The 25,434-nt window shown below is 48.9% G+C and carries 21 protein-coding genes and 2 riboswitches; of the genes, 17 read left to right on the forward strand and 4 right to left on the reverse strand.

The window, feature by feature from the left end:
- The first annotated feature begins 62 nt into the window (after positions 1-62).
- From C7R92_RS14295 to C7R92_RS14325, 7 genes are all read left to right on the forward strand, one after another.
- Complete coding sequence (locus tag C7R92_RS14295) at positions 63-1,538, forward strand: methyl-accepting chemotaxis protein (RefSeq protein ID WP_106834723.1); 1,476 nt, start codon at positions 63-65, stop codon at positions 1,536-1,538.
- 135 nt (positions 1,539-1,673) lie between these two features.
- Positions 1,674-1,796, forward strand: a riboswitch (SAM riboswitch).
- Between the two features lie 201 nt (positions 1,797-1,997).
- On the forward strand, positions 1,998-3,026 hold the full coding sequence (locus C7R92_RS14300; protein ID WP_106834724.1) for a BMP family lipoprotein: 1,029 nt from the start codon (positions 1,998-2,000) through the stop codon (positions 3,024-3,026).
- 138 nt (positions 3,027-3,164) lie between these two features.
- Positions 3,165-4,694, forward strand: coding sequence for an ABC transporter ATP-binding protein (locus C7R92_RS14305; protein WP_106834725.1), 1,530 nt, complete (start codon positions 3,165-3,167; stop codon positions 4,692-4,694).
- Positions 4,669-5,739: an ABC transporter permease gene (locus C7R92_RS14310; protein WP_106834726.1), complete on the forward strand. Its 1,071-nt coding sequence runs from the start codon at positions 4,669-4,671 to the stop codon at positions 5,737-5,739. The genes C7R92_RS14305 and C7R92_RS14310 overlap by 26 nt, the downstream gene beginning before the upstream one ends.
- A complete protein-coding gene (locus C7R92_RS14315) occupies positions 5,726-6,640 on the forward strand; it encodes an ABC transporter permease (RefSeq protein ID WP_017252473.1) in 915 nt (304 codons plus the stop codon). Before C7R92_RS14310 ends, C7R92_RS14315 begins: the two co-directional genes overlap by 14 nt.
- A 41-nt stretch (positions 6,641-6,681) precedes the next feature.
- Entirely contained in the window at positions 6,682-7,347 is a 666-nt protein-coding gene (locus C7R92_RS14320) for a sulfite oxidase-like oxidoreductase (protein WP_069851175.1), read from the forward strand.
- Between the two features lies 1 nt (position 7,348).
- Entirely contained in the window at positions 7,349-8,074 is a 726-nt protein-coding gene (locus C7R92_RS14325) for a nucleoside phosphorylase (RefSeq protein ID WP_069851173.1), read from the forward strand.
- Between the two features lie 296 nt (positions 8,075-8,370).
- Here C7R92_RS14325 and C7R92_RS14335 read toward each other — a convergent pair whose 3' ends face one another.
- On the reverse strand, positions 8,371-8,715 hold the full coding sequence (locus C7R92_RS14335; protein ID WP_069851171.1) for an ArsR/SmtB family transcription factor: 345 nt from the start codon (positions 8,713-8,715) through the stop codon (positions 8,371-8,373).
- A 24-nt stretch (positions 8,716-8,739) separates the two neighbouring features.
- Positions 8,740-10,464 (reverse strand): SulP family inorganic anion transporter, encoded by a 1,725-nt coding sequence (locus C7R92_RS14340; protein ID WP_106834727.1) that lies wholly within the window; start codon positions 10,462-10,464, stop codon positions 8,740-8,742.
- Positions 10,465-10,760: 296 nt separating this feature from the next.
- Here C7R92_RS14340 and C7R92_RS14345 point away from each other — a divergent pair, with 296 nt between their 5' ends.
- The 7 genes from C7R92_RS14345 (at position 10,761) to C7R92_RS14375 (ending at position 17,171) form a co-directional block, all read left to right on the forward strand.
- Complete coding sequence (locus C7R92_RS14345) at positions 10,761-11,360, forward strand: glycerol-3-phosphate responsive antiterminator (protein WP_069851166.1); 600 nt, start codon at positions 10,761-10,763, stop codon at positions 11,358-11,360.
- Positions 11,338-12,000 carry an HAD family hydrolase gene (locus C7R92_RS14350; RefSeq protein ID WP_106834728.1) on the forward strand — a complete coding sequence of 221 codons (663 nt, stop codon included), beginning with the start codon at positions 11,338-11,340 and terminating at the stop codon, positions 11,998-12,000. The genes C7R92_RS14345 and C7R92_RS14350 overlap by 23 nt, the downstream gene beginning before the upstream one ends.
- 6 nt (positions 12,001-12,006) lie before the next feature.
- Complete coding sequence (locus C7R92_RS14355) at positions 12,007-13,074, forward strand: ABC transporter ATP-binding protein (protein ID WP_106834729.1); 1,068 nt, start codon at positions 12,007-12,009, stop codon at positions 13,072-13,074.
- Positions 13,074-14,030, forward strand: a complete 957-nt coding sequence (locus C7R92_RS14360; RefSeq protein WP_017252465.1) for a carbohydrate ABC transporter permease — start codon at positions 13,074-13,076, stop codon at positions 14,028-14,030. The genes C7R92_RS14355 and C7R92_RS14360 overlap by 1 nt, the downstream gene beginning before the upstream one ends.
- A gap of 26 nt (positions 14,031-14,056) precedes the next feature.
- On the forward strand, positions 14,057-14,884 hold the full coding sequence (locus tag C7R92_RS14365; protein WP_007720517.1) for a carbohydrate ABC transporter permease: 828 nt from the start codon (positions 14,057-14,059) through the stop codon (positions 14,882-14,884).
- Between the two features lie 208 nt (positions 14,885-15,092).
- Complete coding sequence (locus tag C7R92_RS14370) at positions 15,093-16,421, forward strand: ABC transporter substrate-binding protein (protein WP_069851158.1); 1,329 nt, start codon at positions 15,093-15,095, stop codon at positions 16,419-16,421.
- Between the two features lie 30 nt (positions 16,422-16,451).
- Positions 16,452-17,171: a glycerophosphodiester phosphodiesterase gene (locus C7R92_RS14375; protein WP_106834730.1), complete on the forward strand. Its 720-nt coding sequence runs from the start codon at positions 16,452-16,454 to the stop codon at positions 17,169-17,171.
- Between the two features lie 63 nt (positions 17,172-17,234).
- Here the strand turns inward: C7R92_RS14375 and C7R92_RS14380 are convergent, their stop codons facing one another.
- Positions 17,235-19,223, reverse strand: coding sequence for a methyl-accepting chemotaxis protein (locus C7R92_RS14380; RefSeq protein WP_106834731.1), 1,989 nt, complete (start codon positions 19,221-19,223; stop codon positions 17,235-17,237).
- A gap of 119 nt (positions 19,224-19,342) precedes the next feature.
- Entirely contained in the window at positions 19,343-21,061 is a 1,719-nt protein-coding gene (gene ggt, locus C7R92_RS14385; RefSeq protein WP_106834732.1) for a gamma-glutamyltransferase, read from the reverse strand.
- A gap of 182 nt (positions 21,062-21,243) precedes the next feature.
- A riboswitch (cyclic di-GMP riboswitch) is annotated at positions 21,244-21,332 on the reverse strand.
- Positions 21,333-21,581: 249 nt separating this feature from the next.
- Here ggt and C7R92_RS14390 point away from each other — a divergent pair.
- The 3 genes from C7R92_RS14390 (at position 21,582) to C7R92_RS14400 (ending at position 25,402) form a co-directional block, all read left to right on the forward strand.
- Positions 21,582-22,199 carry an SET domain-containing protein gene (locus C7R92_RS14390; RefSeq protein WP_106834733.1) on the forward strand — a complete coding sequence of 206 codons (618 nt, stop codon included), beginning with the start codon at positions 21,582-21,584 and terminating at the stop codon, positions 22,197-22,199.
- Between the two features lie 79 nt (positions 22,200-22,278).
- A complete protein-coding gene (locus C7R92_RS14395) occupies positions 22,279-23,946 on the forward strand; it encodes a glutamine--tRNA ligase/YqeY domain fusion protein (protein ID WP_106834734.1) in 1,668 nt (555 codons plus the stop codon).
- 121 nt (positions 23,947-24,067) lie between these two features.
- The gene (locus tag C7R92_RS14400) at positions 24,068-25,402 is read left to right on the forward strand and encodes an APC family permease (protein WP_106834735.1); all 1,335 of its coding nucleotides are present in this window, start codon (positions 24,068-24,070) and stop codon (positions 25,400-25,402) included.
- Positions 25,403-25,434: the final 32 nt, after the last annotated feature.

Below are 25,434 nucleotides of genomic sequence, written 5' to 3' on the forward strand. Positions count from 1 at the left end.
GGTTTGGCTATATAATGGGGAAAGAATCCGATACATAAGTAAAGAGGAAAAGGGGGGCAATTATGATTCAATTGATTCGCAATACCTTGACTGACAAAGAAGGCTTTATGATTTTCATCCTATGGAATCATTTGTGGATGGCGGGACTCATTGCCTACCAAGTGGATGTGAACTTCTGGAAAGTGACGTCCTTGGGATTGCTGGTCACTTTAATTGTTTCGCCGTATTATTTCATTCGCAAAGATAGTCATGTCATTCGTTATCTGGTAGCAATCGGACTTATGTTTTATGCTATTTCCTTCGATCACTTTACCGATTACCAGGAGGTTACCTTCCTCGCCTTTATCGTCATGGGCTTTTTGGCAGCCTATTTGGACTGGAAGCTGGTAGTTACAGCGGGAATTGCCCAAATCATCGTTACGATTGTTGGATTTTATACGGGAACCTACGAGATTTTCGAAGGTGATTTTTCGGAGCTCAATTTGCTTATGCGTATTGTCACGATTCTCATGATGATGGGAGCCGTCACGTATCTATGTCTCGCCGGACAAGCCTCCTTGCGAAAAGCTGATGACGCAAGGCAGGAAGCGGAAGAGAAGGAGCGCCGTCTGGGAGAAATGCTTTTGAACATCCAGCAAATGACGGAACAGCTGGATCGTACGAGCGATCATGTGCATGAGCATGCGGAAGGTACGAAGCGCAATACAGATGAAATGATGGTGGCCTTTAAGGAAGTCGCTACAGGTATGGAATCGCAGGCGAATTCTACGGTGAAAATCGAAGAAGAGGTTCAATCCATCGACCAGGAAATCGAGGCAGTCACAACACAGACCAACGCAATGAAAACGGAATCGCAACAAAACAACCGTCGTCTGACAGAAAGCGTTCAGATGATGAACGAGCTGTCCTCGCAGATGGAGCAAATTGTGCAGGCAGTCAATGTAGCAGCCTCCACGATTCACCAGCTCAATCGGCAGGCGAACCGTGTAGAGGAAATTGTTGGCGCTATTAATCAGATCGCGACACAAACGAATCTCTTGGCGCTCAATGCGGCGATTGAATCGGCGCGTGCAGGCGAACATGGACGGGGATTTGCTGTTGTAGCGGACGAGGTACGAAAGCTGGCAGAACAAAGCGCGACAGCTACGCAGGAAATTACCGACATTCTGAAATCACTCCACCAGGAAAGTGAGAATGCGGTGCAGCATATGAACAATGGGGAAACGTCTGTTGCAAAAGGCCAAGAACTGGCCGTGAAAACAGTGGCCTCCATCGAAGCAGTGCGTGCCGGGATGATGGCCTTCCTGCAAGCAGCTGATCAAGTAAGCTCCAGCATGGACCGGGTAAAAGTGCGTTCCGGAGAAGTTGCCATCGAGATGTCGACCATTACAGCCGTAACCGAGGAATCGGTAGCCAACTTAGAAGAGCTGTTTGCGACAGCAGAAAACCAGCATCAAAAAGTGCGTGAGATTACGGAAGAGCTGGGCGAGCTGAATACGTTGTCTCATCGTCTCCAGCAAACCTTTCACGTGAAATAGGTTGTTTCTCGATGCTGGAAAGACGACTGTTAAACTTTTATTCACTTTTAGAAGTGTTTGGAATTGAGAAAAAAGAATTGCATTTTCGAACCGTTCTGCTAGAATGAATTCCATTGTAACTAAATATATTCACCTACCTTATCAAGAGCGGCGGAGGGACTGGCCCGATGATGCCCGGCAACCACTGATCATGTCTATGCATGAACAGAAAGGTGCCAATTCCTGCAAAACCTGTACCATGGTTTTGACAGATGAGGAAGAGAACGGCTACGTACGCAAACTCTTCCTCCGGGAAGAGTTTTTTTGTTGTATTTGTAAAAGGGGAGGAGTAAATAAACGAACGATAAATTATTTTTATAAGAGAATATTCGTAAATGGTATTGAAAAAATAGGTAAAAAGCCGTACATTACCTAATAGGATAAAGAAAAACGTAAAGTTCGGATAGGGAGAGATACATCATGAAGAAGTTATTGCTGGCATTAACGACATTCGCAGTATTGGCAACAGGGTGCTCGACTGGCACAAGCGCACCTGCAGATCAGCCAGGAGGACAAGCAGCAGGACAAGAGGGCGCGGACAAAAAGCGAATTGCCTTGATTTTGCCCGAGAAAATTGGTGTGAATCCGTTCTTCCAACAAATGGATGAGGGTGCAAAGAAAGCCGCACAAGAGCTGGGCGCAGAAGTGAAAACGATTGAATCTACGGACCATGGAGCGATTGAAGAGAATTTGCGCGTGGCTGTTGCAGAAAATTATGATTTGATCATCACTTCTTCCTTTACATCAGAGGATGCATTGAAAAAAGTAGCAACCGAAAATCCTGACCGTAATTTTGCGATTATTGATACCGTAGTGGATTTGCCAAACGTTCGCAGTGTTACCTTCCGCGAGCAGGAAGCGGCTTACCTGGTGGGAGCAGCAGCAGGTCTGGCAACGAAAACGAACAAAGTAGGTATGGTTGTCGCTCTCGATATTCCGCAGTTGAAAAAATGGACAGTCGGCTTCGAAGAGGGATTGAAAGCGACGAATCCAAAAGCAGAACTGATGGTCAACTATGTAGGAAGCTTCACTGACCCGGCAAAAGCGAAAGAATTGGCTTTGCTCCAAGCTTCCAAAGGCGCTGACTTCATTAACGGTGCAGCAGCTGTAGGCGACCTCGGCGTTTTCGAAGCGGCGAAGGAAAAAGGCTTCTTCACAGCAGGTCAGGACGTTGACCGTACGACGATCGATCCAGAGCATATCGTTCTGTCCCAATTGAAAGGGACCGACGCGGCAGCTTATGAAACCGTGAAGAACTTTGTAGAAGGAACGTTCAAACCAGGTGTTGTTGCGTACGGCTTGAAAGAAAAAGGTGTTGGCGTAACCTATGTCACGCACGAAAGCAAAACGCCTCTGAACGCTTTTATTGGACAAGAAGTAGTGGATAAAGTGAAAGCGATCAGCGATGAAATTGTAGCAGGCACCCGCCAAGTACCAGATAAATTCTAAAAAGGTAGTTCGGTGCTGAAAAGCCAACTTTTTGAACGTTTATTTAAAGCTTGTGCACAGTGATGGATGTGACCGACTACGGCTGTGTAGTCGGTCTTCCATTTTCATAAAAGGACGTACAGAAATGAGGGAGTGGGAATGACCGATCGCTTGGAAATGAGGGCCATGACCAAGAAGTACGGAGATTTTACCGCCAACGACAAGGTGTCGTTCTCACTGGCAGCAGGAGAAGTCCACGCGATTGTCGGGGAAAATGGAGCGGGAAAAACGACACTGATGCGGATGCTGTACGGGATGGAGCAGCCGACGTCGGGAGAGATCGTGTTAAACGGAAAGCCAGTTGTTTTTCGCGGACCAGAGGACGCGATTCGAAATGGAATCGGGATGGTTCACCAGCACTTTATGCTCTTCGGAGAATTCAGTGTGACTGAAAATATCGTGATCGGCTACGAGCCGAAACAAGCGGGTTTTTTCAAAAGAAATGACGCGGAGGACAAGGTGGGTGCGCTTAGTGAGCAGTATCGCATTCCGATTCATCCGCAGACCAAGGTAGCGAATTGCTCGATTGGGGAACAGCAACGGGTCGAAATTCTTAAGGTCCTGTATCAAGGGGCGGATATTATCGTGCTGGACGAGCCTACCGCTGTACTTACTCCGCTGGAGGTACGCGACCTGCTGCAAACGATTCGAAACCTGGCAGAGAGTGGCAAGAGCGTCATTTTGATTACACATAAGTTGCAGGAAGTCATGGAGGTAGCCGATCGTATTACGGTACTGCGCGGAGGCAAAGTGACGGGAACGGTTTCGCGGAATGAGACAAATGCGGATGATTTGGCAAGATTGATGGTTGGACGTGAATTGCAGGAGCTAGCTGAGCGAGTTCCTCTGGATAAAGGCCCCTTGTTGCAGGTGGAGAATCTCACGGTTCGAGAAAAGCAGACATTGCTCGATCAAGTCAGCTTTACCGTGCATCACGGCGAAATCGTAGGAATTGCAGGTGTTTCCGGGAATGGTCAATCCGAGCTGCTACAAGCGATCAGTGGTTTGCGTGCGGCACAGGAGGGTACGGTGCGGTTAGGCGGCAAAGATGTGACGAATAAATCAGTAGCCACCATTCGGGATGCCGGCTTGGCGCATATTCCGGAGGATCGTTACCTGTGGGGAACGGCCAAACTCTCAAGCGTCGAGGAAAATGCGTTGATGGGCTATCAGCGAAAGCCTGCTTACAACCGCCGAGGCGTCGTTTTGCGGGAGAAATTCCGCCAAGTCGTAAAAGGCTGGGTTGAGCAGTTTGCCATCAAGACTGGCTCTCGACAATTGCAGGAGCTGGCAGGGAATCTGTCAGGTGGAAATTTGCAAAAGCTGATCGTAGCAAGGGAGCTGGGACATGAAACCCCGTTTTTGATTGCGGCTGAGCCTACGCGAGGGGTGGATATCGGTGCCATGGAGTACATCCATCAGGCGCTGATTGAAAAGCGCAATCAGGGAGACGGGATCTTGCTCGTCTCCTCCGAGTTGTCCGAAATTCTCGCCTTGTCTGACAGGGTTTTGGTCATGTATAAAGGGCGAATCGCTGGAGAGCTTTCACGCCTGGAGGCAACCGAAGAAAAAATCAGCGTGATCATGGCGGGGGGAAGCATTCATGGCAGCAATCAAAGAGCTATCTAAGTCATTGGTTCAGCCGTTCTTGGCTGTCGTCATCGGTTTGTTGACCGGGGCGCTGGTCATTGCTGCAGTTGGCGAATCGATCTTGGGCACCTACCAGGAAATGTGGAAAGGGGCCTTTGGCAGTTTTTATTTCTTTACGTCTACATTAGCGAGAGCCACGCCTATCATGCTGATTGCCTTGGGTCTTTCCCTCGCATTTCGGGCAGGGGTATTCAATCTTGGGGCGGAAGGGCAAATGGTGCTGGGTGCCGTCAGTGCTGCGTTAGTCGCGATCTACTTGCCAGCACCGGGAATGATCAAAATTGTGGCGGGTATTTTCGCAGGGATGGCAGTCGGTGGGTTCTGGGCGTTGTTGCCAGGCTTTATGGAAGCCCGCTTTCGTATTCCGTTGCTCATCTCTACGTTGCTTTTCAACTATATCGCGGTATTGTTTGCGAGCTATCTCGTGACAGAGCCATTCCGGGATCGCTCGGGTTCTGCGGCACTGGCACAGACCGTTATGCTGGAGAAAAGCGCTTGGCTTCCGAAGCTGTTTGCCGGGATGAGCGTGCATGCAGGGTTTTTGTTTGCGATCGTTGCAGCGCTTCTGTTGTTCTGGGTACTTCGTTTTTCGCCTTTTGGCTATGAAGTGAAGATGCTAGGTCAAAACTCGCTGTTTGCTCAATACGGAGGAATTAATCGCATTCGGGTGATGCTGACCGGGATGTTTGCCAGTGGTGGACTGGCTGGCTTGGCGGGAACCGTAGAGGTAATGGGGGCGCACTATCGTTTTGTTGACGGTGCCCTGACTGTACCAGGGTTCGCCTGGACGGGGCTGATGGCCGCTCTACTTGCGAACTCGCACCCGCTTGGCATCATTGTGACTTCGATCCTGCTTGCTGCTTTTCAGACAGGAGCCATGGGTGTAGAGCGCAATACGGATGTGCCGCTGGAGCTGGCAAGTGTTATACAAGCCGTATTGATATTGTTCATCTCCGCCAAGTTCAGCTACGACTGGTGGAAAAAGCGGAAGGCAAAAGGAGGGGAATCGCATGGAGCTCTTTGATTGGTCCCTCCTCAGTTCTACCATTCGGATGGTCACGCCGATCTTATTGGCAGCTTTGGGTGGAGCGCTCTGCGCACGTGTCGGAATTTTTAATGTTGGCTTGGAGGGATTGGTACTGGTCGGTGCCTTTTCCGCGATCGTCGGCAATCATTTTACCGGGAATCTCTTTCTGGCCGTTTTGATTGCAGCGCTGGTCAGCATTGTCTTTTCTCTCTTATTCGCGTACATGACGATCAAGCTTAGGGCGAATGAAATCGTCGTCGGTGTGGCGATTAACTTTCTCGCGCTGGGGTTGACGACATTTGCACTGCGGGCGATCTTTGGCGTCAAAGGGGCGTTTTACGATAAGGATATGGTTGGCTTGCCAACCGTCGAGATTCCTTTCATTCACGATATTCCAGTCATCGGAGGCATTGTCTCTGGTCATTCGCCGCTCGTGTATTTTGCGTTTTTGGCTGCCATTCTGTTGTATGTGTTCTTTTATCGGACGGTTACGGGCTTCCGCGTCCTCGCAGTTGGTCTGAATCCCGTTGCGGCACGCAGTCTCGGTCTGAAAGTGACGGGACTTCAGATGCTGGCGATTGTGATGAGTGGTGCATTGTGCGGGATTGCAGGGGCACAGCTTTCACTGGGGCAAGTCACGATGTTTACAGAAGGAATGACGGCTGGCCGGGGCTTTATCGCATTGGTAGCGATGATGATGGGGCAGTCGCATCCACTCGGTATTTTGGCTTCGAGCTTTTTGTTCGGGTTGATGGATGCCCTTAGTATTCGGTTGCAGGGCTTTTCGCTTCCGACCCAGTTCACTGCCATGCTACCATACGTGCTGACGATTGTGGCGATGTTCTTCTTGAAAAACAAGAGTCAGATCGGCAGCGATAATCAGCAGAGCACCCGTTAAACACAGGTCATATAGACAGCGAAGACAAGGGGAAATGCGCTATGAACAAGGCAGATCGGATCAAAAGAATGAAAGTACCCGCCCCAGTGGGACCGGGACTCGCCAGACGACTTCCGCCAGGACAAATCCTGACAGAGCGGTTTCCCATTTTGCATGAGGGAGACGTGCCGGTGTATGACATGAGCGAATGGACACTGCGTGTTTTCGGTGAGGTAGACCGAGAAGTGACGCTCTCCTACGAAGAGATCATGGCGATGCCACAGGTGACAGTGACGAGCGACATTCACTGCGTGACGCGCTGGTCCCGTTTTGACAATGCATTTACAGGCGTGCGTTTTCGTGATTTTTTGCAAGCAATTGGCGTGACTCCACGAGCGAACTTCGTCATGCTGCACGGTGATCACGACTATACCGCCAATGTGCCGCTTGCGGATCTGGAGCGTGATGATGTGCTGCTGGCTCACTCCTTTGATGGAGAGCGACTGACGGACAAGCACGGTTGGCCGCTTCGCCTGGTTGTTCCTCATCTGTATTTCTGGAAAAGCGTGAAGTGGATCAGAGGAATTGAATTTATGACCGAAAACAAGCCCGGCTTTTGGGAGCAAAATGGTTTTCACTTGATCGCAGACCCGTTTCGTGAAGAGCGGTTCTCCGGTGAAGCGTTGCCGATCCCAGAGGATGAGTGGGAGAAAAAGGAGTTCGATTGAGATGTTGACGAATCTAAAGGTAGATCCAGAACAACTGCCAAAGCGCGTCATCGTGTGCGGTGATCCAAAACGTGCAGCTTTGATTGCTTCGAAACTCGACGATCAGCGTCAAATCGGGGAAAACCGTGAATATCACAGCTATGCGGGTACGTGGAAAGGCGTTGAGGTAGCGGTAGTGAGCCATGGGGTAGGTGCACCGGGAGCGGCCGTATGCTTCGAGGAGCTGGCGAAGGGCGGCGTTCAGGTCATCATTCGTGTAGGAACTGCCGGGTCATACCAAAAAGAAATCGAGACAGGCAGCCTCGTCATCAGCTCCGCAGCGGTTCGCCAAGATGGCTTGACCAGTCAGTTGGTTCCGGCGGGATTCCCGGCTGTTGCCAATCGCCATGTCGTGGACGCGCTTGTACAAGCAGCAGGAGCAAACGCATCAGACTTGAAGGTATTCGAAGGAATCACACTGACACTCGATGTCTTTTATAGTGGGGTGTTGGAGTTCCCGCACAAGCTGTACCAAAAAGCTGGCGTTTTGGCAGTCGAGATGGAAAACACCGCTCTCTTCGTGATTGCGGCTCTCCGTGGTATGAAGGCAGGCTCTATTTTGGCGATTGACGGGTATGCAGATGCAGACCTAATCGAATCCTATAACCCGCACACCGATGTGATGGCAAAAGCCATTGAAGCAGAAGCGCTGATCGCATTGGATGCAGTCATTGCCGTTTCCCAGTAACAATAGGTAAGCCCAGGACGATTACAGATCCTGGGCTTTTTGGTAGTTTTAAAAAGTATCGATAAACCACTAAAGCTGGTGAGAAGAAAAAGCACAGAGCTCGTAGACCTTGACAACGCCTACCCAGTCGGAACTTCAAAAAGGGGACCCGCTTGTCGAACACTTCTTCCTCGAAAAACTTCCGCCCGTAGGGTGGCTTTGGCTCGACGGTCCCCTTTTTGAAATGGAGACGAGCAGTCAATCATCCACGCTAGCGTGTCAGAGTCGAAGAGAACTGTGCTTTTTCTTCTCCTCCCCTATGTTGACTCAAGCGATGATTCCTCGTTAAAACGATCCAGCATAGAGATCGTATCAATCAGGTGATTGTTAAAAATTTGTCTGGCCACACTCAATAGCTCGATGATCATCGGATCACGCAGCGAGTAGGTGACTTTGTTTCCGTCCTTCGTTCCGTACACGATATTGTTGTTCCGCAAAATGGCGAGCTGTTGGGAAACAGCGGAGCCTTCACTCCCGATGAGTGTCTGAAGCTCGTTTACATTCTTATCTCCTTCCGCCAGCAGTTCCAGAATCCGAATCCGCAGGGGATGACCCAACGCCTTGAAAAAATTCGCTTTAAATTGTTGTAGTTCCAAATTCAATGATAGGTTCCTCCGATCGTAACATCATGTGGAAGTTTCAGTAGGAGCGGATAGACGCGTGCATTCGCGGAAGGCAAAATGCTTGCATCCGAGGCACTTCCCAGTATCCAGTAAACTGAGGGCATACGTGATCGCGTCTCCAGTATGAGCAAAAAAATGAGCTTCGCCTACGAGGCCATATAGCCCCGTACGCTGCAAGATTTTCTTGGGGCCAGATTGGATTCCGGAAATAAGGACTGTTGTCCCTTGGTCCATACATTGTTTCACAATCCGCGACAAATTCGCTTCCCCGGTCATGTCCATCAGGGGGACTTTTCCCATCCGCAGCAGCAATACCTTTGGTTGTCGTTGAAGGGTTTGCGTGAGGGAGCTTTCAAACAAGTCGGCATCCCCGAAAAACAGCGGACCCTCAATCGTGTAGATGCTGATTTGCGGGCAATCGTGCCCCTCGGTAACCATATGCGGCATGACTTTGTCGTGTTTGGACGAGGGATCAGGCAGCACCTGAGCTACCCGCAAGCTATCGCGTGTTCGTTTGACAAATAACAGGATAGACAGCACCAACCCCACTTCAATAGCGACAGTTAAATTGGTGAAAACGGTCAAAAGGAAGGTGAGCACCAGCACAAGAGAATCGCTCGTCTTCGCTTTTAGCATGTGGGTAAATTCCTTGCGCTCACTCATATTCCAGGCAACTAGCATCAAGATCGGCGCCATACTCGCCAACGGAATGTGCGAGGCGTAAGGGGCGAACAGCACCAGGATGAGCAAAACGACCAGACCATGAATGATGCCAGACATGGGGGAGGTTGCCCCGGTTCGAATGTTGGTGGCTGTTCTCGCAATCGCGCCAGTAGCCGGAATTCCCCCAAATAACGGAGTCACGATGTTGGCAATTCCTTGGCCGATTAATTCTCGGTTGCTGTTGTGGCGACTGCGTGTCATCCCATCGGCGACGACAGCAGACAATAAAGACTCTATCGCTCCTAGTATAGCAATGATCAAGGCCGGACTCAGTAACTTTTGGACACGTTCCCATGTGATTTCAGGAAATTGAAACCCGGGTAATGTACTCGGTATCTCTCCAAAGGTAGAGCCAATCGTCGCTACCTTTCCTTCCAAAAAGAGGACGGAAACGACACTGGAGACTACGAGTCCGACGAGAGAGGCCGGTATGCTTCGGAAGAATCGGGGAGTCACCAAAATAAGGGCGAGACTCAAAATAGCGATGGCTACGCTGTATAGATTGATCGTATCCAGATGAAGGACGAGTTCCCCCATGTTAGACAAAAAATCCTCGTGTCTTTGCAGTTGTTCCAGGCCGAGAAAGTTGGCAATTTGACCGGAGAAGATGATAACAGCAATCCCCGAAGTGAATCCGATGATGACGGGGCGCGGAATGAATTTGATCAGCCCTCCCAGCCGTAGAGTCCCCATGAGAACAAGGAGAATTCCTGCCATGAATCCAGCGAGGAGCAAGTCTGCATAACCGTATTGCATGACGATTGCAAATAATATCGGGATAAACGCGCCCGTAGGTCCCCCGATTTGATAGCGGGAACCGCCAAAGAGAGAAATCAATATTCCGGCGATAATGGTCGTGTAAATCCCGTACTCAGGCTTTACTCCAGAGGCGATAGCAAATGCCATGCCCAACGGTATCGCGATAATGCCGACGATTAAGCCTGATACACAGTCTTTTCGAAAGGAAACGAGATCGTAGCCTTCGAATCTTGGTGCCCACTTCATGATTGCAACCCTTCTTTTCGTATTTTCGAATATTTGATTATTTGAATATAGATGGATCATACATCCGCTCTTCCGTTCCGTCAATTCCATCCTTACAGGAACTTTTCCGTTTATTAACATTTGCTTCAAGATTCCTTAACGCTCGTACAGTACCATTCAAAGTAACAAGTGAACAATCCCTTCGGTTGGAGCCATGGAGAAACCCCCGACAGCCTTTCCAAGCACTTTCATCGAGAGTTCTTTGGCATTGTCATGTCGCAGGGTTTTTTGTCTTGGGCATAAGGAGGCTTAAGCGAGTGAACCAGGAACAATTTCATGCAAAACTGGCACAGTACAAGCTAATCGCTTCCGTAAAAGAAGCGAAGCACCTGGAAAAAGCGGCAGAGGCAAATTTGAGTGCTGCGGTACTCTCGATTGGTAACATTGGTGTAATCAAAGGCTACGTGGATTATTTTAAGTCGAAAAATATCCCTGTATTTCTTCATTTGGAGCGGATTGGCGGAATCAGTCATGACCGGGAAGGAATCGCATTTCTGGCGCATTACGTCAAGCCAGACGGGATCGTCACTACGCGCAACACACTGGTCAAGCTGGCGAAAAAGCAAGGCCTGCTGACAATTCAGCGTTTGTTTTTGGTCGATAGCGACTCGATTAAATCAGGCCTAACCTCCCTGCAGGATACACAGCCTGACGCCGTTGAGCTGATGCCTGCTTTGCTGCCGGAGTTTATCGAAGAATTTCGAAGTGTTATCGATACCCCGATCATTTCTGGCGGGCTGATTCGCAAGCGGGAACAGATGGAGGAAGTATTAAAGCATGGGGCGACAGCTGTTTCAGTCGGTAGTCCCCTGCTGTGGAAGGAGTGTGTGAACCTTGATTCAAGCGTTGTTATTTGATTTGGACGGGACTTTGCTAGACAGTCGGGATGCGGTCGTGGATGCCGTTGCTTTTACGGCTGAGCAGTACGCACCGGGACATTTTAGCAGGGAAGAGCTGCTCGCGCGTTTTGGCGAATCGTTTGATGATTTTTTGGCGGCAGTTGCTACAGCAGCAGGCGTACCTGACAAAAAGGAAGTGCTGCAGAGATACTTCGCCTATGTACGGGAGCATCATGAAGAACATGTCAAACTGTTTCCGTTTGTTCGCGAAGGGTTGGAAAAGCTGAAGGCGGTGGGCTTCACGATGGCGATCGTCACGAACAAGCAACGGGAGTTTACATTGGCTGGTCTAAAGATGGCGGGGATTGAGCATCTGTTTGAGGCAATCGTCACGGTCGATGATGTATCACGAGGCAAGCCGTCGGCTGAGCCTGTACAAAAAGCACTGGTGGCGCTAGACAAACGTCCCGAGCAAGCCATGATGATCGGTGACAGTCGCTATGATGTACTGGCTGCGGTAGGAGCGGGTGTGCAGTCTGTCGTTTTGGAGTGGTACGGACAAGAGAACTGGCTCTACGCTTTTCCGGATTACCGCTACGCTAATTTCGAGGCATTTGTTACGGAAATGCTGGCCGCAAAGGCACAAGGAGGGAAATAAAAACAAATGGCACGTGTGGTGTTGGAGCAGGTAACGAAAGCCTTTCAGAATCAAAGCGTGGTCAAAGGATTGGATTTGGTCATTCCAGACGGCTCCTTTACGGTTCTGGTAGGTCCGTCCGGCTGTGGGAAATCAACCACACTCAGGATGATCGCTGGCTTGGAAACAGTGACGGACGGCAAAATCATGATCGGTGATCAAACGGTGAACCAATTGCCACCTGGCAAGCGTGATATTGCGATGGTTTTTCAAAATTACGCTCTCTACCCAACAATGAACGTGTATGACAATATCGCTTATGGGTTGAGAAACCGCGGAATATCGAAAAAGGAATGCCAGGTGCTGGTAGAGGAGATCGCGGAAATCGTCGGGCTAACCGATTACCTCAAGCGCAAGCCTTCTCAGCTCTCCGGTGGTCAACGGCAACGTGTTGCACTCGCGCGGGCCATGGTGAAAAAGCCAAAGGTCTTCCTGATGGACGAACCGCTCTCCAATCTCGATGCGAAGCTGCGGAATCAGATGCGTGTGGAATTGACGAGCCTGCACAAGCAGCTCGGTAGCACTTTCATCTACGTGACACATGATCAGGTAGAAGCGATGACTATGGGCGATCAGATCGTCGTCATGAATGACGGACACATTATGCAAGTAGCGGCCCCAATGAATTTGTATCAGGAGCCGGAAAATCTGTTTGTCGCCCAATTTATCGGTTCTCCGCCGATGAACATTGTTTCTGCGGAGGGCAAGAGTGAGCACGTATGGGGATTCCGCCCGGAAAAAGCAGTGTTGTTGCCTATGGTTGTCTCTGCCATTACGAGCGAAGAGATGTGGAACGCACGAGGTCAGGTCGTATCCAGAGAAATTCTCGGCTCAGATACGCTCCTTCATGTAGAGACAGAAAAAGGCAGGGTCATCGTCAAAGCGGACTCGGAGGTAGCGATGCAGGTCGGCTCCTCGGTCACGGTCACTGTACCGTGGGAGTACATATATGTGTTCGAAAAAGGGAGCGGAAAACGAGTGGGGCGCATGAGTGGACGAGAGCCTGTATCGACACGTGCAGGAGGGGATAGCTGATGCGAAAAGCGGCAACTGTACAGGAGTTGCCGGGTGTAAGCCAGTCGAAAACAGAAGTGCGTCCGTCGGCATTTGCCTGGTCTGAGCTCGCATCCCGACTGCGTCCGTACTTGTATCTGGCACCCGCATTGATTTGCTTTGTCCTGTTCTTCTTTTACCCGATTGGCTCGATCATTTATTTGAGCTTTCAGGACTGGTCATTGATCAATTTGGAGCAAATGGAATGGGTAGGCTTGCAAAACTATCAGGACTTGATGGTAGACGGAGATTTTCATCAAGTATTGGGAAACACCGCGGTCTTTACCATTGCGACAGTGGGGATTGGCCTGACGCTATCCTTCCTGCTCGCACTATGGCTGAACAAAAAGGCAAAGGTGTACGGCATTATTCAGGCGACTGTCTTCAGTCCTCACATCATTTCCCTGGTATCCGTCTCGATGCTGTGGATGTGGCTGATGGACCCGCAGTTTGGCCTGTTGAACGCAGGGCTGGAAGCGGTCGGATTACCTGCTTATACGTGGCTGACTGACCCGAAAAGCTCCTTGCTGTCACTGATTATCGTCAGCATTTGGAAAGGTGTCGGCTATAACACGCTCATTTTCATCGCAGGTTTGCAAAGCATACCGGGCGATATATACGAGGCAGCAGCGCTCGATCAATCACCGTGGTGGCGGACGCTGAGACGGATTACCATACCGATGCTGTCGCCGACGATTTTCTTTTTGCTCATTATCAATACGATCTCATCCTTTCAAGCATTTGACACGATTGCCATTATGACGCAGGGTGGTCCAATCAATAGTACGAACATGCTTGTCTACTACATTTACGAGCAGGGAATGGACTTCTACAATGGCGGGATTGCTTCGGCTGCCTCTGTCATTTTGCTGATACTGGTAGGGATTTTAACAGCTTTGCATTTCTTAGTGATGTCCAAGCGCGTACATTATCGCTGATGAACTCGTGAGAAAGGAGGAGCAGCATGTATCGAGTGGTTTTGGCTTCACGCAAGACCGTGGAATGGATTGGACTTTTGATCGTGGCTTTCCTGTTTGTGTTCCCGTTTCTGTGGATGGCATCGACGGCTTTCAAAACGATGCCAGAGGTCCGGCAATTTCCCCCGACGCTTTTGCCTGAGACGTGGGAGTGGAGCAATTTCGCCCAAGCGTGGGAATCAGGTCCGTTCCTTATGTATACGTGGAACAGCATTCTGGTTGCGGTAGGGATCTTGATCCTGCAATTTTTGACGGCGGTGCCTGCGGCTTACGCTTTTGCCCGCTACAAGTTTCCGGGTCGCAATCTGTTGTTTGGTCTTGTCTTGATTGTCTTGATGATTCCTGGACAAGTCATTTTTTTGCCGATCTACGTGCAATTGAGCGGTTGGGGACTCGTTAATACGCTGTGGTCGCTCATCTTGCCGTACGCAGCCAGTGCTTTCGGAATCTTCCTGCTCAGGCAAGCATTCATGCAGGTGCCCGATGAAGTGATCGAGGCAGCACGTCTGGATAACGCGTCCGAATGGAAGATCATGTGGACGATCATGGTCCCGATGGCGAAACCTGTGCTGGTCACTTTTGGACTATTCAGCTTTATTTACCACTGGAACGACTATTTCTGGCCGCTGATTATGACCAACAGCGACGAGGTGCGCACCTTGCCGATCGGAATATCCAGCTTGCACATGTCCGACGGCGGAACCTTGTGGAACGTCATGATGGCGGGCAACATGATCCTCATTCTACCGATTCTCGTGATTTTCTTTGTGGCACAACGGCATATTATCAAAGCGTTCATCTATCAATCCAAATAATAAAAGGAAGTCAAAAAGTTGTCTTTTGATCACGAAGATGTACTGAAAGCTTATTCGACATCGAATATGGCGTTCACCTTCGAAGTCCGGTGCTCATGTAGTTTACCTACACTCCGCTCCTCCTTCGTGCGGTTCTCGCCATCTTCTCGGTGCTGAAAAGCCAAATTTTTGAACACTTATTAGATCACAATAGGGAGGAAATCAAACTATGTTTTCCATGAAAAAGACGGGAACGATTCTATGTGCATTGACTATTGGTTTATCAGGAGTGTTGGCTGGATGCGGATCATCTGGAAAAGAACAGTCTGCTAGTACAGGCAGCACTTCTCAGCCAGCAGCGTCTACAGCATCCAGCGGCCCAGTCCAAATTGATTTCTGGTATGCGTTGGGTGGCGTTCGTGGGAAAACCATCGAGGATATGGTCAAAAAATTCAATGAAACACATAAAGATATTATCGTGAAACCAGCCTACCAAGGTGCGTATCAAGAAAACCATTCCAAAGTACTGGCATCTGTAGCAGCGGGCAACAATCCGGATGTGACGATGGTCGAGATCGCTTCGATAGCAGCATTTGCGGATGCAAAGGTTTTGGAAGATTTGACGCCCTATTCGCAAGGGGATGAAAAGAAGTACATTCCAGGTCTCATGAAAAACTCTTATTGGAATGACAAACTGTACGCAGTGCCATTTAACCGCTCCACTCCACTGCTGTACATCAACCGCGATATGTTAAAAGAAGCAGGACTTGATACAAACGGTCCGAAAACATGGGATGAGCTCGTCAGCTTTTCTCAAAAGCTGAGCAAGAAAGAAGGAGACAAAATTACTCGGTACGGCTTCTCGACGCCCGTGGATATCTGGTTCTACGAAGCGCTTGTTTTCCAAGGCGGGGGCAACATCCTGAGCGAGAACGGCAAGGAGCTGACGATCAACAACGAAGCAGGAAAAGCACCGCTTGAGCTCTGGTCCAAAATGGTGAAGGAAGGCATCATGAAAAACCCTCCAGGAGAGAACTACAATGCGTGGGATGTAGCGGAGCAAGACTTCCTGAATCAAAAAGTGGGTATGATTTTTACCTCGACAGGCTCCTTGACGGAATTGAAGAAAAATGCCAAATTTGACATGGGTGCAGCTTTCTTGCCAGCCAATAAAACGTTTGGTACGCCAACGGGCGGTGCGAATCTTGTGATGCTGGCGAAGTCGACCGATGCGGAGAAAAAAGCAGCGTGGGAATTCATGAAGTGGATGACCGACACTGAGCAAACGGTTCCGTGGTCAATCGCTTCCGGTTATATGCCTGTCACGACAGAAGCAATCGATTCAGCTGAAATGAAGGCTTTCTATGAAAAAGAACCAAACTTCAAGGTTGCGGTAGATCAACTGCAATACGGCTATCCTCGCCCAATGGCTCCAGGCTACAAAGAATTGCAGGATGTGATTCAAAAAGAACTGCAGCGTGCGATGCTTGGCCAAGCGACAGTAGATGAAGCGATGCAGGCGGCGACGGAAAAAGGCAGCAAGCTTTTGAAAAAATAACAGAAACGAAATGATAGAGGAGCTGGCGAAATGAACATTTGTATGGCACATCGCGGGTGGTCAGGCAAAGCCCCGGAGAATACAATGACAGCGATTCGACTGGCTTTGGCAGAGCCAGCTATCAAAGCAATGGAAATTGATGTACAGCTGACGCGTGATGGTGTTCCGGTGCTGATTCACGACTTTACGTTGGAACGCACGACCAATGGCCACGGTCTGGTCATGGATCATACCTTGGCAGAGCTGCGTGAGCTGGATGCAGGGAGCTGGTTTGGCGACAAGTTTTCAGGCGAAAAAATCCCTACACTCGAGGAAGTACTAGTCGCAGTAAAAGGTCGCTGCACGCTAAATATCGAGTTGAAAGCAACAAGTGATATGTACCCGGGTATCGCTGAAAAGGTGCTCGCGCTTGTAGAAAAGCATGGAATGAAGCGAGAGGTGTACCTGACTTCCTTTGACCACGATTTGATCCGTCACGTTCGCACGCTCGACCAAGAAGTACAGACAGGCCTGATTGTATATGGCCGACCTGTACTCATGCTGGAACAGATGGAGGCAGCAGGTGCCACGATCCTCTCCATGGGATATCCGTTTCTGACGCGTGAGCTAACTGCAGCCGCGATTGAAAAAGGCTTCCAAGTCATCGCGTGGACGCTGGATGATCCGAAGCATATCCGCGAAGTCATTTCGTGGCATCCTCAGGTTCAAATTTGCACGAACCATCCTGACCGGATGTGGGAGTTTGTGTAAGCGAAAGCAGGAAAGAGCCGCCGTGCACATGCAAGGCGGCTTTTCTTGTTTTCGTTGTTTGGACTATATCTTGAATTTGCTTACATGAGATTGCAGTTCTTCGGCTATTCTTGCCAGAGAAGTAGCTGATGAACTGACTTCTTCCATAGCTGCCAGCTGTTCTTCTGTGGCGGCTGATACGCTTTGTGTTCCATCAGCAGAATTCTCCGCTACTTCTTCAATGACACTGACCAATTCTACCACCTGTTTAGTACCAAAAGACATTTGCTCAGAATAAGCTTTTACTTCTTGAATTTGGCTTGCTACCTGCGTGACAGCATCTTGGATCTGTTCGAAGGACTTGCCTGCATTGTTAACGACTGTAAGTCCAGTGGCGACCTCTTTGGTGCCCTGTTCCATCGAAAGGACAGCCTGGTTTGATTCGAGCTGAATCGTCGTAATCAACAGTGTGATCTGTTGCGCGGATTGCGCGGACTGCTCAGCCAATTTGCGCACTTCGTCTGCAACAACGGCGAATCCGCGCCCCTGTTCACCAGCTCTCGCCGCTTCAATAGCTGCATTAAGTGCTAACAGATTTGTTTGCTCAGCGATACCGGTGATGACTTGTACGATTTGTCCGATTTCCTGCGAGCTGTTTCCTAATCGTTTGACGATATCGGCAATGTTGCCGACAGTGTTCTCGATCGATTGCATCTGGCTGATAACGACCTGAAGGGCCTGATTTCCTTCCACTGCAATTTGGGAAGCGCCCAAAGCTGATTCAGCAGCTTGCTGTGCATTCGTGGCAACCCGCTGGGCCCCTGTCGATACACCTTGAATTGCGGTGACACTTTCCTCTACACTCTTCACTTGCTTTTCCGCACCGTAAGCTACTTCCTGAATCGTTATGGCGATTTGCTCGGTAGCCTTGCTCGTATGGTCGGAGTTGACCGACAATTCCTCTGCTGAAGAAGCAAGATCTGAAGCTGTATCATTTACTTGTTGAATAATCGTTCGCAGGTTGAGCACCATTGTGTTTACGGATTGGGATAGCTGTCCAACCTCATCCTTGGTTTGAATCTGCAAGGGTTGTACAGTCAGTTCACCCTCGGAAATGCGGTTAGCCACGGAGGCAACTGCCGCAATAGGGCGGGAGATTTGTCGGGAAACAGCGTATGCGATTGCGATCACGACAGCAACAACAATGATGACAATGATCGTAACCATGTTGGTAACGGATGAAACCGCAGACGTTATGGATTCGACAGGGATATGCAGATACAAACCAAAGTTGGTCTTGGGAATGGGGGAATAGGTGACAACGTATTCCTTGCCATTGTCCGAGTAGCTGTATGAGCCCTTTTCTGTTTTTCCTGATTTCAGGATTTCCATTAATGGTTGCGGCAGAGCGGATTCCTCAAGCGGTTTTCCGATCAGATCCTGGGTAGGATGGTACTGAATCTGGTCCTTGTTATCAACGAGAATCGGATAGCCATCGTTGCCTACTTTCAAATTCTTGAGGAATGTAGCTGTGAAGTCATCTACATTGACGAGCCCGGTCAAGACACCAAGCTTCTCATTGTTTTTCGCTTTTACAGGGGAAGCGACGATGATAGAGCGATTGCCGGTTGTCTTCGCAACAAGAACATCGGAGAAGCTGGGCTTGTCCTGCATACCGTCTTTGAAGAATTGGCGCTCGCCAAGATTGATTCCAACGCTTTTGGGGAACGTATCAGCCGTTACTTTTCCATCACTTGCGATAAAGGTATTTCCGTCATACAGTTTCATTTCCTCGGTAAACTTGCGGATGAATTCATTTTTTGCCGCTGCATCATCGGATTGAATATCCGAGGTACGGGCTAAAATCTGAATTTCTGTCATACGCCTGTCCAGATATTGATCCATAGCTATGGCTGTACTGGAAGTAAGGTCAACATAGGAAGATTTTTGTTTATCAATCAGAATGGATGAAAAGCTGTTCGTGATAAACACTGAAACGGCAGTAAGTGGAATGACGGCCACGACGAGAAACCAAAGGATCATTTTGTTCCTGAGTTTGTTGAACAAAAACATAGGATTTTTCCGCTCCTAATCCGTGATTGAGATATTTCTTTCTTTGTGAAAAGCGGTCTGCCACAAGGAAATATAATACAGGTAGACTGCTGAGATTAACTCAGCAGTCTGACAAAATATCAATATCCCATTGCTGCGCCTTCACCGCGAGGGTCAGCACCGCCAAATTTTACATTGGTTTGCGGGTCAATCAGGATTGCGCCGGACTGTCCCATCGTATCGGTATAGGCTGCTTCCAGCTTTTCGACTGGATGCCCACGTTTTATTAACTCGTCCAGGACGTCTTGAGGGATGCGGCTTTCCACCTTGAGATTGTTGGAATCAGATCCCCAGTTGCGTCCATGCAGCCATCTTGGCGCTTCGATTGCGTCTTGTACGCTGAAACCAAAGTCGACGATACGCGTGACGAGAGCGGCTTGCGTTTGCGGCTGTCCTTCTCCCCCTTGTGTTCCGTAGAGAAGATAAGGCTTGTCCCCTTTAAAGAGCATAGCTGGGTTAATGGTGTGGAAGGTACGTTTTCCTGGTTCCAAGTGATTGATGTGTTTGGAGTCCAAAGAGAAATAGCTTCCGCGGTTTTGCAAAAGGATGCCCGTATCTTTCGCTACGATGCCGGAACCCCAGTCAAAATAGTGACTCTGAATGATGGACACGGCATTTCCATCTTTGTCAACGATCCCGAACCAAGTTGTATCGCCTTTTGGATCAAGCGGTTCTACGGATTTGGCAGCTTGCTTCATATCAATGCGCGCAGCTAAATCTTTCCCGTGCTGCTTGGACAACAGCTCATCCACAGGGATATCCGCAAAGGCAGGGTCAGTCAGCCATTTGTCGCGGTCAGAAAAAGCCTGTTTGGTAGCTTCCACAATCGTGTGATAGTAATCGGGTGTTCCTTCACCCATGCTCTTGAGGTCAAAGTTATTCAAAACATTAAGAATAGAGAGGGATGCCATACCTTGTGAGTTAGGCGGAACGTTGTACGCTTTATAACCGCGGTAGTCTACCGTAATTGGATCTGCCCAAGTGGAGGTGTGCTTCTCAAAATCTTTCAACGTGAGCAATCCGCCGTTGGCTTGCATGTCTGCTACGATTTTTTTAGCTACTTCTCCTTTATAAAAACCGTCAGCGCCTTTTTTCGCAATGATTCGCAAAGTATTGGCAAGATCCTTTTGTTTGAGAATTTCGCCTGCTGCATAGGGATCACCGTTGGGCTTCAGGAATGTTTTACGGAATCCATCAAAACGTTGAAGATTCTTCAAGTTATTGTCAGTTGGATCTGTCGCGTATTTCGTCCAATATACTTGGTTGGGGGAGACTGGATATCCGTTCTCGGCGTATCCAATAGCAGGCTCCAGCAGTCTGTTCCATTGAAGCTTACTGTTGCCCATGCTTTTATGGGCGTAGTTGTAAGCCTCCCACCAGCCGGAGACGACACCAGGGACAGTGTTTGCCGATTCATAACCGCGGGACGGGATTTTTTCGTAGCCTTTGTTTTTGTAATAGTCGATGGTTGCCTTTTCGCCTGCGCGACCACTGCCGTTCAGTGCTTTCAGCTCTTTTGTTTTGGCATTGTAGATGAGCCAGAAGTTATCTCCACCAATGGTTGTGTAATGAGGATAGACGACAGCTAATGTGGAAGCGGCTGTAATAGCAGCATCTACTGCATTTCCACCGTTTTCTAATGTCTTTAGGGCCGCAGCCGTAGCCAGATAGTGAGGAGTCGTCACCATTGCGTTCGGTGACATCGTTGTTGGACGGTTAGCAGCTTGTGCCCCTGAGAATGTTGATACCCCGATGACAGCAGTCAGCGCGACGGTCGAGAGTTTCTTCCAGAATGACATTCCTATGAAACCTCCTTCATGATGAATAGAATAACGAATTCATTAAACCGGCTATCCGCTGTTGCCTCACCTCCTTCAAAAGTCAAAAATACACAATCATACAAAAATAGACAAAAATAGACATTATGTGCGCAAAAAAAGACCAATGATATAGGATCACTGGTCTCGTCCTACATCAATACTTCGGTAGCTGGCAAGCGTGTCCGCTGTTGCGGAGGTAGCCCCTGTAGCTTTGCGTCGCCGGATTTCCCCGGGTTTGCCGTTTCGATATCAATGGATGAAGCATAAAATTGACACATTTACTGATGCGATCGTTGTGGGAAAATGTTCCTAAAACACCGTTTGCCAATAATATAGACTATTTACCATTTGTGGTAAATAAGAAAAAATTTTTTAATCCAGAAAAATAGTCAGGAATGCTATGGGGAGGGGTGTTTTTCGCAGACATTCACACACCTCATGGGGCTGAATTGCTTATGATGATAAAAAGGCACATAAGCCAAGGAGTGAAACAAAGACCATGATGCATCCCGATACAGAATTGCGCTATATCAACGATGAGATCGGGTACGGTGTGTTTGCGACAAGGTTTATCCCAAAAGGAACGATTGTATGGGCACAGGACAATTTGGACCAGGTATTGGACCCTGCATTTGTGGAAAAACTTGACTCATTACGGAAACAGGACGTGCAAAAATATTCATTCAAGAACCAGTTCGGAAAGTACATTCTTTGTTGGGATAAGGCAAGGTACGTGAACCACAGCTTTCATGCGAATTGTGTGCCGACCATGTATGATATGGAATTGGCTGCACGGGATATTTTTCCGGGCGAAGAGCTGACCGATGATTATGGAACGTTAAATCTGGATGAACCTTTTGATTGTTTGCCCGAGTCTGACACGGATCGCTCCCGTGTAATGCCCGATGACTTGCTTCGGTATTACCCACAGTGGGATCGGATTGCAGCGGAAGCATTCCAACGTTTCAATCATGTTGAACAGCCTTTGTTGCATCTGATTTCCCCGAAGTATCTCGAAACGATTCGAGGGATCACGGAGCAGCGCTTAGCCATTGATTCTGTCATTCATCTGTATTGCAGGCCACAATGGCAAACGAGGCAGCAATGGAAGACGTGAGCGGGTCGGTCCACGACCCGATTTTGTTGAACTCTGGGTAGAGAATCAGTATTATGGAATGTAAAGGTGAAGTGAAAGGTTGATTTCATTGGAAAACAAGGTAGCGGCATCCAATTTTATCCGCAATATCATGATTGATGACTTGCAAGAGGGCAAAGTAAAAGAAATTATTACCCGCTTTCCCCCAGAACCGAACGGGTATCTTCATATTGGACATGCAAAAGCGATCTGCCTCAACTTTGAGTTGGCACGTGAATTTTCCGGCAAGGCCAACCTGCGTTTTGACGACACCAACCCGGTGAAGGAAGACATCGAATACGTAGAGGCCATCAAAAGGGACGTTCAATGGCTTGGCTTCGAATGGGATGGGCTGTTTTTTGCATCTGATTACTTTGAAGAGATGTACAACCGTGCGGTGCTGTTGATTAAAAAAGGTCTGGCTTACGTAGACGATCTGTCTCCCGAAGAAATGCGTAAAATGCGTGGAACATGGACAGAGCCAGGCACAGATAGTCCGTTCCGCAACCGATCTGTGGAGGAAAACCTGGATCTGTTTGCACGGATGCGCCAAGGGGAATTCAAGGACGGAGAAAAGGTGCTGCGTGCGAAAATCGATATGGCTTCTCAGAACTTTAACATGCGTGATCCGGTTCTGTATCGAATCTCCCATGCAACGCATCACAACACGGGCGACAAATGGTGCATCTATCCGATGTACGACTTCGCTCATCCGTTGGAGGATGCCATCGAGGGCGTGACACACTCCCTGTGTTCACTGGAATTCGAAGATCATCGTCCGTTGTACGACTGGGTAGTCCGCGAGTGCGAAATGGAGAGTGTACCACGCCAGTACGAATTTGCCCGCTTGAATCTGACCAACACCGTTATGAGTAAACGTAAGCTGAAACAGCTTGTTGATGAGAATGTAGTAGACGGCTGGGATGACCCGCGCATGCCAACCATCGCAGGCTTCCGTCGTCGCGGCTATACACCGGAAGCGATTCGTACATTCGCTCGTGAAGTAGGGGTAGCGCGCGCTAATAGCACGGTTGACGAGAAAATGCTGGAGTATTTCATCCGTGAGGACCTGAAGCTGAAGGCACCACGTACGATGGCTGTTTTGAATCCGTTGAAGGTCGTCATCACGAACTATCCGGAAGGACAAGTCGAGATGCTCGAAGCGGAGATCAATCCAGAGAACCCAGAGATGGGCAATCGTCAAATTCCGTTCTCCCGCGAAATCTACATTGAGCAGGACGACTTCATGGAAAACCCGCCGAGCAAGTATTTCCGCCTGTTCCCGGGAAATGAAGTGCGTCTGAAGCACGCGTACTTCATTAAATGCAATGACGTCGTGAAGGATGCAGATGGCAACGTGATCGAGATCCATTGCACGTATGACATTGAGACGAAGAGCGGCAGCGGTTTTACAGGTCGCAAGGTAAAAGGGACGATTCACTGGGTGGATGCGACCAATGCGCTTCCTGCTGAATTCCGTTTGTACGAGCCATTGATTATGGATGATGAAGACGCAGAGGGCACATTCCTCGACAACGTTAACCCGAATTCGTTGGAAGTGCTACAAGGCTATGTGGAGCCAAATATGAAAGAAACCAAGCCACAAGACAAGTATCAATTTTTCCGTCATGGCTATTTCAATGTCGATCCGAAGCATACGACAGATGATAAGCTCGTATTCAACCGGATTGTATCGTTGAAGAGTTCCTTTGAACTGCCAAAAGCATAGGAAATACGCATATAAATCAAGCGCTGCTGTGCATGGAGAACCCGTGTGCAGCAGTGCTTTTTTCTTTCGTGATTATAAATCAACGTGTATAATTATTCTGTTACATAAAGGGGGACAGGTAGTGAACGGGAGAGCAGAACTAACACGTAGTTTGAAGTTGCGACATATTGTCGTAATTGGACTGGGCTACATGGCCCCGATGGCCGTTTTTGACACCTTTGGCATTGTATCTGGAGAAACGGGGGGGCACGTTCCTGCTGCTTATGCAGTCACACTTCTTGCGATCCTGTTTACGGCGGCAAGCTACGGAAAGATGGTACGGCTATTCCCTTCAGCAGGGACCGCGTACACGTATACGCAACAAACGATTCATCCCTATGCAGGATTTTTGGTAGGCTGGGCGTCTTTGCTAGATTATTTATTTTTACCGATGATTAACGCCTTGTTGACGGGAGTATACTTATCATCCGTGTTTCCTGACGTGTCGACAGCGTGGTGGATTATTGGTTTCATTGTATTGGTGACGGGGTTAAACGTATTTCGCGTAACGGTAACCGCATCCGTTAACTCGATTCTAGTGCTGTTTCAAGTCGTGGTCGTCGTATTATTTGCGGGATTGGCAATCCGTGGTCTTATGCAAGGTGACGGGCTTGGTCACGTATTCAACCTGCGTCCATTTTTGTCACCGGATATGTCTGTCATTGCACTGCTTTCCGGTGCGTCGATTCTTTGCTTTTCCTTCCTTGGCTTTGATGCAGTAACTACGCTAACGGAGGAAACCGTCGATGCGAAAAAGACGATTCCTCGCGGGATTATGCTCGTAGCGCTCGCAGGAGGGGCGTTATTTATTACGGCCTCTTATTTCATGCAATCATTATTTCCTGATGTTTCGGTATTGTCTGATCCAGAAGCGGCCTCTGCGGAGATTGCTCTGTTTATCGGTGGGACGATCTTTCAATTGATATTTTTGGCGGCAGCGTTATCTTCGACACTGGCATCCGGACTCGTATCTGTCACGAGTGTAACGCGCTTGTTGTACGCAATGGGACGAGATGGATTTTTGCCGCGACGCTGGTTCGGTTATGTACATCCGAAGCTGAGAACACCTCTGCTTAACGTCTTACTGGTCGGAGCGCTGATGCTGTTCGCTTTGTATATGGATTTGTTAACGGCAACTTCCTTTATTAACTTCGGCGCACTGATCGCCTTTAGCTTTGTGAACATCAGTGTAATGGCGTACTATTTCCGCAAACAAAAGAACAAGCATATTAAGGATTGGTGGGGCTTCGTGCTGTCTCCACTCATCGGGACAACATTCATCGCGTTTCTGTGGGTCAACCTGGAAGCGACGTCCATGATGCTCGGCTTGCTCTGGACCTTTGTCGGCCTGATCTATTTGTTGTACTTGGTGAAGGTTAAGAAAACCAATTTGGAAATGGTGAAGTTTGAGGAGTAACATGTGGAACAAAAATAGCCCTACACCCATTA

The organism is Brevibacillus porteri (assembly GCF_003013475.1).
GTDB classification, from domain to species: Bacteria; Bacillota; Bacilli; order Brevibacillales; family Brevibacillaceae; genus Brevibacillus; species Brevibacillus porteri.

Excerpts from the sequence above, each read along its gene's own strand:
- C7R92_RS14295 (WP_106834723.1), top strand. The coding sequence starts at position 63 with ATGATTCAATTGATTCGCAATACCTTGACTGACAAAGAAGGCTTTATG.
- C7R92_RS14390 (WP_106834733.1), top strand. The coding sequence starts at position 21,582 with ATGATGCATCCCGATACAGAATTGCGCTATATCAACGATGAGATCGGG.
- C7R92_RS14365 (WP_007720517.1), top strand. The coding sequence starts at position 14,057 with ATGTATCGAGTGGTTTTGGCTTCACGCAAGACCGTGGAATGGATTGGA.
- C7R92_RS14340 (WP_106834727.1), bottom strand. The coding sequence starts at position 10,464 with ATGAAGTGGGCACCAAGATTCGAAGGCTACGATCTCGTTTCCTTTCGA.
- C7R92_RS14380 (WP_106834731.1), bottom strand. The coding sequence starts at position 19,223 with ATGTTTTTGTTCAACAAACTCAGGAACAAAATGATCCTTTGGTTTCTC.
- C7R92_RS14325 (WP_069851173.1), top strand. The coding sequence starts at position 7,349 with ATGTTGACGAATCTAAAGGTAGATCCAGAACAACTGCCAAAGCGCGTC.
- C7R92_RS14320 (WP_069851175.1), top strand. The coding sequence starts at position 6,682 with ATGAACAAGGCAGATCGGATCAAAAGAATGAAAGTACCCGCCCCAGTG.
- C7R92_RS14375 (WP_106834730.1), top strand. The coding sequence starts at position 16,452 with ATGAACATTTGTATGGCACATCGCGGGTGGTCAGGCAAAGCCCCGGAG.
- C7R92_RS14315 (WP_017252473.1), top strand. The coding sequence starts at position 5,726 with ATGGAGCTCTTTGATTGGTCCCTCCTCAGTTCTACCATTCGGATGGTC.
- C7R92_RS14305 (WP_106834725.1), top strand. The coding sequence starts at position 3,165 with ATGACCGATCGCTTGGAAATGAGGGCCATGACCAAGAAGTACGGAGAT.
- ggt (WP_106834732.1), bottom strand. The coding sequence starts at position 21,061 with ATGTCATTCTGGAAGAAACTCTCGACCGTCGCGCTGACTGCTGTCATC.
- C7R92_RS14355 (WP_106834729.1), top strand. The coding sequence starts at position 12,007 with ATGGCACGTGTGGTGTTGGAGCAGGTAACGAAAGCCTTTCAGAATCAA.
- C7R92_RS14300 (WP_106834724.1), top strand. The coding sequence starts at position 1,998 with ATGAAGAAGTTATTGCTGGCATTAACGACATTCGCAGTATTGGCAACA.
- C7R92_RS14370 (WP_069851158.1), top strand. The coding sequence starts at position 15,093 with ATGTTTTCCATGAAAAAGACGGGAACGATTCTATGTGCATTGACTATT.
- C7R92_RS14310 (WP_106834726.1), top strand. The coding sequence starts at position 4,669 with ATGGCAGCAATCAAAGAGCTATCTAAGTCATTGGTTCAGCCGTTCTTG.
- C7R92_RS14360 (WP_017252465.1), top strand. The coding sequence starts at position 13,074 with ATGCGAAAAGCGGCAACTGTACAGGAGTTGCCGGGTGTAAGCCAGTCG.